Source organism: Vibrio sp. 10N.261.52.A1, assembly GCF_002876325.1.
In the GTDB taxonomy this organism is placed as follows: Bacteria; Pseudomonadota; Gammaproteobacteria; order Enterobacterales; family Vibrionaceae; genus Vibrio; species Vibrio chagasii.
The window spans coordinates 1-7,137 of record NZ_MCYD01000652.1 but is presented as its reverse complement, the minus strand read 5'-3'; the positions used below and the strand labels follow the sequence as shown (position 1 = coordinate 7,137).

Sequence of the window (7,137 nt, the reverse complement as noted above, 5' to 3'; positions counted from 1 at the left end):
CTTAAAGGCAGACAAAAGTAATGGGATAAAATTGGAAAATCTCAATATCGTGCTTAATTGACCATGAAAGTTGAACTTTTGGAGCTTTGGAGGGGTAAATTGATTTAGTGCGTACAAATCTTTAATTTCTTTTGCGTTAAATGTTGACACGTATCACGCACATCACTAAAATACCGCCAATTTGTCTAATTTCCATAAACACGCAGTTTCTGGTGTTGCAGGAAGGTAGATTTGCAAATTAAATCAATTTTAATGCATATTTATTTCTGGAGGTTGTCTTGAAAAAGTCAGCACTACTTGTCCTAGAAGATGGGACAGTATTTCACGGTGAAGCCATTGGCGCTGTAGGTTCTGCAGTTGGTGAAGTCGTTTTTAATACCTCGATGACGGGGTACCAAGAAATCCTCACTGATCCTTCCTATTCTCAACAAATCGTTACCCTTACTTACCCTCACATTGGCAATACCGGAACCAATTCCGAAGACGAAGAATCCTCTTCAATCCACGCTCAAGGCCTTGTGATTCGCGATCTCCCTCTAATCGCTTCTAACTTCCGTAATGAACAATCCCTTTCTGATTACCTTAAGTCGCAAAACGTTGTTGGTATCGCTGATATCGATACTCGTAAGCTGACGCGTATTCTTCGTGAAAAAGGCGCACAGAACGGTTGTATTGTAGCGGGTAACAACCTAGACGAAGCTTTGGCTCTAGCTAAAGCAAAAGAATTCCCTGGCCTGAAAGGTATGGACCTTGCGAAAGAAGTTACAACAAAAGAAGCGTATCAATGGAAACAAGGTTCGTGGACGCTTACGGGTGGACTTCCTGAAGCGAAAGCAGACTCAGAATTGCCATACCACGTTGTTGCTTATGACTTCGGTGCAAAACGAAACATCCTACGAATGCTCGTTGACCGCGGCTGCCGCCTAACGGTTGTTCCTGCTGAAACTTCTGCTGAAGAAGTGCTTGCACTAAACCCAGACGGTGTATTCCTTTCAAATGGCCCTGGTGACCCAGAACCATGTACTTACGCAATTGAAGCGACAAAAGTGTTCCTAGAAAAAGGCTTACCAATCTTCGGTATCTGTCTAGGCCACCAAATTCTTGCTCTTGCGTCAGGCGCTAAGACAGTGAAGATGAAGTTTGGTCACCACGGTGCAAACCACCCAGTTAAAGATTTAGATCGTGATGTTGTGATGATTACTTCGCAAAACCACGGCTTTGCTGCTGACGAAGACACACTTCCTGAAAACCTACGTGCAACGCACAAGTCTCTATTTGATGGTTCTCTACAAGGTATTCACCGTACAGACAAACCAGCATTTAGCTTCCAAGGTCACCCAGAAGCAAGCCCAGGTCCAGAAGACGCAGCGCCGTTATTCGACCACTTCATTGAACTAATTAAAAAGCACACAGCGTAATTCGGAGTAGTAGACAATGCCAAAACGTACTGACATTAAAAGTATTCTAATTCTAGGTGCTGGCCCGATCGTTATCGGCCAAGCATGTGAGTTCGATTACTCTGGTGCTCAAGCTTGTAAAGCGCTTCGCGAAGAAGGTTACCGAGTTATTCTTGTAAACTCGAACCCAGCGACCATCATGACTGACCCAGATATGGCTGATGCAACTTACATCGAGCCTATCCAATGGGAAGTTGTTCGCAACATCATTGCGAAAGAGAAGCCAGATGCAGTTCTACCTACAATGGGTGGCCAAACAGCACTTAACTGTGCACTAGACCTTGAGAAACACGGTGTTCTTGAAGAGTTCGGTGTAGAGATGATTGGTGCAACGGCTGACGCTATCGATAAAGCAGAAGACCGTTCTCGTTTCGATAAAGCGATGAAGTCTATCGGCCTTGAGTGTCCACGTGCTGACACTGCGAAAACCATGGAAGAAGCTTACGCTGTTCTAGATATGGTTGGCTTCCCTTGTATCATCCGTCCATCATTCACTATGGGTGGTACTGGCGGTGGTATCGCATACAACAAAGAAGAGTTCGAAGAGATCTGTCGTCGCGGTTTAGACCTTTCTCCAACAAACGAACTTCTAATCGATGAATCTCTAATCGGTTGGAAAGAGTACGAGATGGAAGTGGTTCGTGACAAAGCGGACAACTGTATCATCGTATGTGCGATTGAAAACTTCGACCCAATGGGCATCCACACGGGTGACTCAATCACAGTTGCACCAGCACAGACTCTAACAGATAAAGAATACCAACTGATGCGTAACGCATCTCTAGCGGTACTGCGTGAGATTGGTGTTGAAACAGGTGGTTCAAACGTACAGTTTGGTATCAACCCGAAAGATGGCCGTATGGTTATCATCGAGATGAACCCACGTGTATCTCGTTCTTCTGCACTAGCGTCTAAAGCGACAGGTTTCCCAATCGCTAAGATTGCAGCGAAACTAGCTGTGGGTTACACATTAGATGAACTGCAAAATGACATCACGGGTGGCGCAACACCAGCATCATTCGAACCAACCATCGACTACGTAGTAACTAAGATTCCTCGTTTTAACTTCGAGAAATTTGCAGGTGCTAACGACCGTCTAACGACGCAAATGAAGTCTGTTGGTGAAGTTATGGCTATCGGCCGTAACCAGCAAGAGTCTCTACAAAAAGCACTTCGCGGCCTAGAAGTTGGCGCGACAGGCTTTGACGAAATGGTTGACCTAGATGCGCCTGACGCACTAACAACAATCCGTCACGAACTAAAAGAAGCTGGCGCAGAGCGTATTTGGTACATCGCGGATGCATTCCGTGCGGGTATGTCTGTAGATGGCGTATTCAACCTAACGCAAATCGACCGTTGGTTCCTAGTTCAAATCGAAGACATCGTTAAGCTTGAGCAAGAACTTAAAGCGAAAGGCTTTGCTGGTCTGAACAAAGACGAGCTAAACAAGCTTAAGCGTAAAGGTTTTGCGGATGCACGCCTATCTAAGATTCTAGGTGTAGCGGAAAGCGAAATCCGTCGTCTACGTGACCAATACGATATCCACCCAGTTTACAAGCGCGTTGATACGTGTGCGGCTGAGTTCTCTTCAGACACGGCTTACATGTACTCATCTTACGATGACGAGTGTGAAGCGAACCCAACAGACAAAGACAAGATCATGATTCTTGGTGGCGGTCCAAACCGTATCGGCCAAGGTATCGAATTTGACTACTGTTGTGTACACGCATCACTAGCTCTACGTGAAGATGGCTACGAAACTATCATGGTTAACTGTAACCCTGAGACTGTTTCAACGGACTACGACACATCTGACCGTCTGTACTTCGAACCAGTAACACTGGAAGACGTACTAGCAATCGCTCGTGTTGAGAAGCCAAAAGGCGTTATCGTTCAGTACGGTGGTCAAACACCACTGAAACTGGCTCGCGCACTTGAAGCGGCTGGCGTGCCAATCATCGGTACTAGCCCTGACGCAATCGACCGTGCAGAAGACCGTGAGCGTTTCCAAGTTGCTGTTGACCGTCTAGGTCTTCTACAGCCAGAGAACGCGACAGTAACAACAATGGAACAAGCGGTAGAGAAATCTCGCGAAATCGGCTTCCCATTGGTTGTACGTCCTTCTTACGTACTTGGTGGTCGTGCGATGGAAATCGTATACGATGAGCAAGACTTACGTCGCTACTTCAACGAAGCAGTAAGCGTATCGAACGAATCTCCAGTTCTTCTTGATAGCTTCCTAGACGACGCAGTTGAAGTGGATATCGATGCTATCTGTGACGGTGAGCGCGTAGTTATCGGCGGTATCATGGAGCACATCGAACAAGCGGGTGTTCACTCAGGTGACTCAGCATGTTCTCTTCCTGCTTACACGCTAAGCCAAGAAATCCAAGACGTAATGCGTGAGCAAGTTGAAAAGCTGGCGTTCGAGTTGGGTGTTCGTGGCCTAATGAACACGCAGTTTGCTGTGAAGAACAACCAAGTGTACCTAATCGAGGTTAACCCTCGTGCAGCACGTACGGTACCGTTCGTATCTAAAGCAACGGGTGCACCAATCGCTAAGATTGCTGCACGTGTAATGGCGGGTCAATCGCTAGAGTCTCAAGGCTTTACCAAAGAAATCATCCCACCGTACTACTCAGTGAAGGAAGTGGTACTTCCATTCAACAAGTTCCCTGGTGTTGACCCACTATTAGGCCCAGAGATGCGCTCTACTGGTGAAGTTATGGGTGTTGGTGCAACGTTCGCAGAAGCTTACTCTAAAGCGGAATTGGGTTGTGGCAACATCTACCCAGAAGGCGGCCGTGCACTTCTTTCTGTTCGCGAAGGCGACAAAGAACGCGTTGTAGACCTAGCATCTAAGCTATCTAAGCTTGGTTACCAGCTAGACGCAACACACGGTACAGCAGTGATTCTTGGCGAAGCGGGCATCAACCCACGTCTAGTAAACAAGGTACACGAAGGCCGTCCTCACATTCTTGACCGTATCAAGAACAACGAGTACACCTACATCGTGAACACTGCAGCTGGCCGTCAAGCGATTGAAGACTCTAAAGTTCTTCGTCGTGGTGCACTTGCTGAGAAGGTAAACTACACGACTACGCTAAACGCAGCATTTGCGACATGTATGGCGCACACTGCAGACGCGAAGACGACAGTAACTTCTGTTCAAGAGCTACACGCACAGGTGAAAGCTTCTCAAGCTTAATTTGTCTTAGCTTAGCTAACTGAACTGAAGTTAGCGGATATAAATGCTCAAAGCCCACTCTTCGGAGTGGGCTTTTTTATGTCTGTGATACAGCGTTAGTTAAATGATGAATATTTGGAATAGGTTAAAATCTTGTGTTTCGTTATTGATCGCCTGCTCAGGATGGTAAGTTGTCGCTACACGAGACTTTGAGGCGTTGGGCATATGGAAATCACTCTGGAAATATTGGCTATCTTATTTATTGTCGCAACGGCAGCTGGCTTTATCGATGCGATGGCTGGCGGTGGCGGGCTACTGACTTTGCCAGCACTACTCGCAGCGGGAGTCCCACCGACACAAGCCCTAGCAACTAACAAGCTTCAAAGCTCTTTCGGCAGTTTTTCCGCAAGCTGGTACTTCGTGCGTAACGGTATCGTTAGTATCAAGGAGATGCGCCTCGCCATTTTGTGTACCTTCATTGGCTCGGCGATTGGTGCAGAACTCGTTCAGTTCATTGATGCGAGCTTATTGACCAGCGTGATCCCACTGCTGCTGATCGCTATCTCACTCTACTTCTTATTAGCACCACAAACTAAAGCCTCTGAAGGTAAGCAGAAGATCTCTGAAGCGATGTTTGCTTTGTGTGTTGGCGGTGGTGTTGGCTTTTACGATGGCTTCTTTGGGCCAGGTACCGGCTCTATCTTTACTGTCTGCTTTGTCGCAATTGGTCATTTCTCTTTAGTCGATGCGACTGCTCGTACTAAGGTGTTGAACTTCACCTCTAACATCGCTGCACTGATCTTCTTTATTTTGGCAGGCTTGCCAATTTGGGAGCTCGGCTTAGTGATGGCAATTGGTGGCTTTATGGGGGCTCAGCTAGGCGCTAAAGTGGTGGTGACAAAAGGGCAGAAGTGGATTCGCCCCCTAGTGATTGTGATGTCGATGCTCATGGCGTCTAAACTGCTTTGGGAACAGCATCAACAATGGATTCTATCAGTGTTTTAACCCGTGGAGACTGGTAGCTATTTGGCCTAACACAGACATGAATCGGTCGGATTAAGCCCGCTAATTCCTGGAAGCTATACAGATATTGAGACTCAATATTGAGTGTTTTTACGATCGAGAGTGGAATCAAAGCGGGCCCAGTTCCACCTAATGCAAGTTGCGCCGCTGCAGTGTAGGCATCCATCTCCATCAAAGGTTTAATACCAAGCTTTTCTAATACTGAGAGTTGGTAAGAGTTGGCTGGGTTAGTCATATCATTCGTGATGACTTTGGGTGGAAGCCCGTTCAGCGGCAATTTACTTACAATGAAAAAGGGCTCGTCGAACAGGTGAAACGTCATCAATCCATGATGTGGTGGCAACAAGCCTGCGCATAACCCTAGGGTTGCCTTACCGGACTGAACTCGCTCGATGATTCTCGGTGTGTGGTTGGTGGTTATCGTGATGTATTTATCTTGTTGGATAAACTGCCCCATCATTTCACCTAAATAGCCGGCTATCAGAGACTTAGAGCTGTCTAAGGTAATGAAAGTCGTATCTTCTAACTCTTGCTGTTCATAAATAAGACCACGAAGTTCATTGAACGTAGGACCAATACTCTCGATCAGTGCTATCGCGTCTGGTGTGAGTTTTATCTGCCGACCGCTCGGCTCAATAAGCTTTTTCCCTAACTTCTTTTCTAAGTTAGCAATCCGTTTGCTTACCGCTGATTGGCTGATATACAGCAAGCTGCCAGTGCGGCTCATGGTTTTGGCTTTACTCAAAACCAAGAGAGTTTCGATTCCTTCGAGTAGCATTTGATGATATTCATGAAAGTTGGGAATGATACGTCCAACTTATCTCAATCAAGGCCGTTGCTCTAGCTTTTGTTTACGAGTTCTTGAACCAAGTTGGCGATTCTTGAACCGTAGTATTGAGCAGTGAGTAAGTCATTGTGGTTAACGCTATCTTGACCATCATCGATACTAGACACTAAACCAATATTTGAACCAGTGCGGTTTAACCCTAAATTATCTGTGTGTCTTGAGGCGTCTAAGCCAACCCAAATCATGCCGTGCTGACAAGCTAGAGTGAAAAAGCTAAGCAGGGTTTGTTGTTGCTCTCCGTTAAGACTGCCTCCAGTTGTGAAGCCAGCAGCGAGTTTATTTCGCCATAATTTCTTGCAGTAGTTGTCACTGCTCGCATCCATAAAGCTTTTAAACTGAGCGGCAGGTGAACCCATGTAGGTAGGAGCGCCAAAAACGATCGCATCACAACTGTCTAGGAGTTTGAGCTTCTCGTCATTGTCATATCGGCCTTCAATGATCTCCGAGGGCAGTACTTCGATGAGTAGGGCTGAGTCAGGTAGCTGAGTGTTTGCGCCCTCAGCGAGCAGTTCGGCGACCTGCTTAGTTGCGCCGCATTTAGAGAAGAAAACAATTCCAATTTTATTACCGCTCATCCTAGAACCCTCATCGTTAGTAAATGAATATCTTTATAAAGTTATTTG

5 protein-coding genes are annotated in these 7,137 nt (G+C 46.4%); 3 read left to right on the top strand and 2 right to left on the bottom strand.

Annotated features, from left to right (window positions below; genetic code table 11):
* Positions 1-278: 278 nt before the first annotated feature.
* From carA to BCT81_RS12195, 3 genes are all read left to right on the top strand, one after another.
* Complete coding sequence (gene carA, locus BCT81_RS12205; RefSeq protein WP_004740731.1) at positions 279-1,418, top strand: glutamine-hydrolyzing carbamoyl-phosphate synthase small subunit; 1,140 nt, start codon at positions 279-281, stop codon at positions 1,416-1,418.
* 16 nt (positions 1,419-1,434) lie between these two features.
* Complete coding sequence (gene carB, locus BCT81_RS12200) at positions 1,435-4,665, top strand: carbamoyl-phosphate synthase large subunit (protein ID WP_102424575.1); 3,231 nt, start codon at positions 1,435-1,437, stop codon at positions 4,663-4,665.
* A 204-nt stretch (positions 4,666-4,869) separates the two neighbouring features.
* Positions 4,870-5,649, top strand: coding sequence for a TSUP family transporter (locus BCT81_RS12195; RefSeq protein WP_102424574.1), 780 nt, complete (start codon positions 4,870-4,872; stop codon positions 5,647-5,649).
* On the opposite strand, the gene BCT81_RS12190 is transcribed toward BCT81_RS12195, so the two are convergent.
* Both BCT81_RS12190 and BCT81_RS12185 read right to left on the bottom strand, forming a co-directional pair.
* The gene (locus BCT81_RS12190) at positions 5,600-6,445 is read right to left on the bottom strand and encodes a LysR family transcriptional regulator (protein WP_102424572.1); all 846 of its coding nucleotides are present in this window, start codon (positions 6,443-6,445) and stop codon (positions 5,600-5,602) included. The genes BCT81_RS12195 and BCT81_RS12190 overlap by 50 nt on opposite strands.
* Before the next feature lie 62 nt (positions 6,446-6,507).
* Positions 6,508-7,089: a flavodoxin family protein gene (locus BCT81_RS12185; RefSeq protein ID WP_102424570.1), complete on the bottom strand. Its 582-nt coding sequence runs from the start codon at positions 7,087-7,089 to the stop codon at positions 6,508-6,510.
* Between the last annotated feature and the right edge of the window lie 48 nt (positions 7,090-7,137).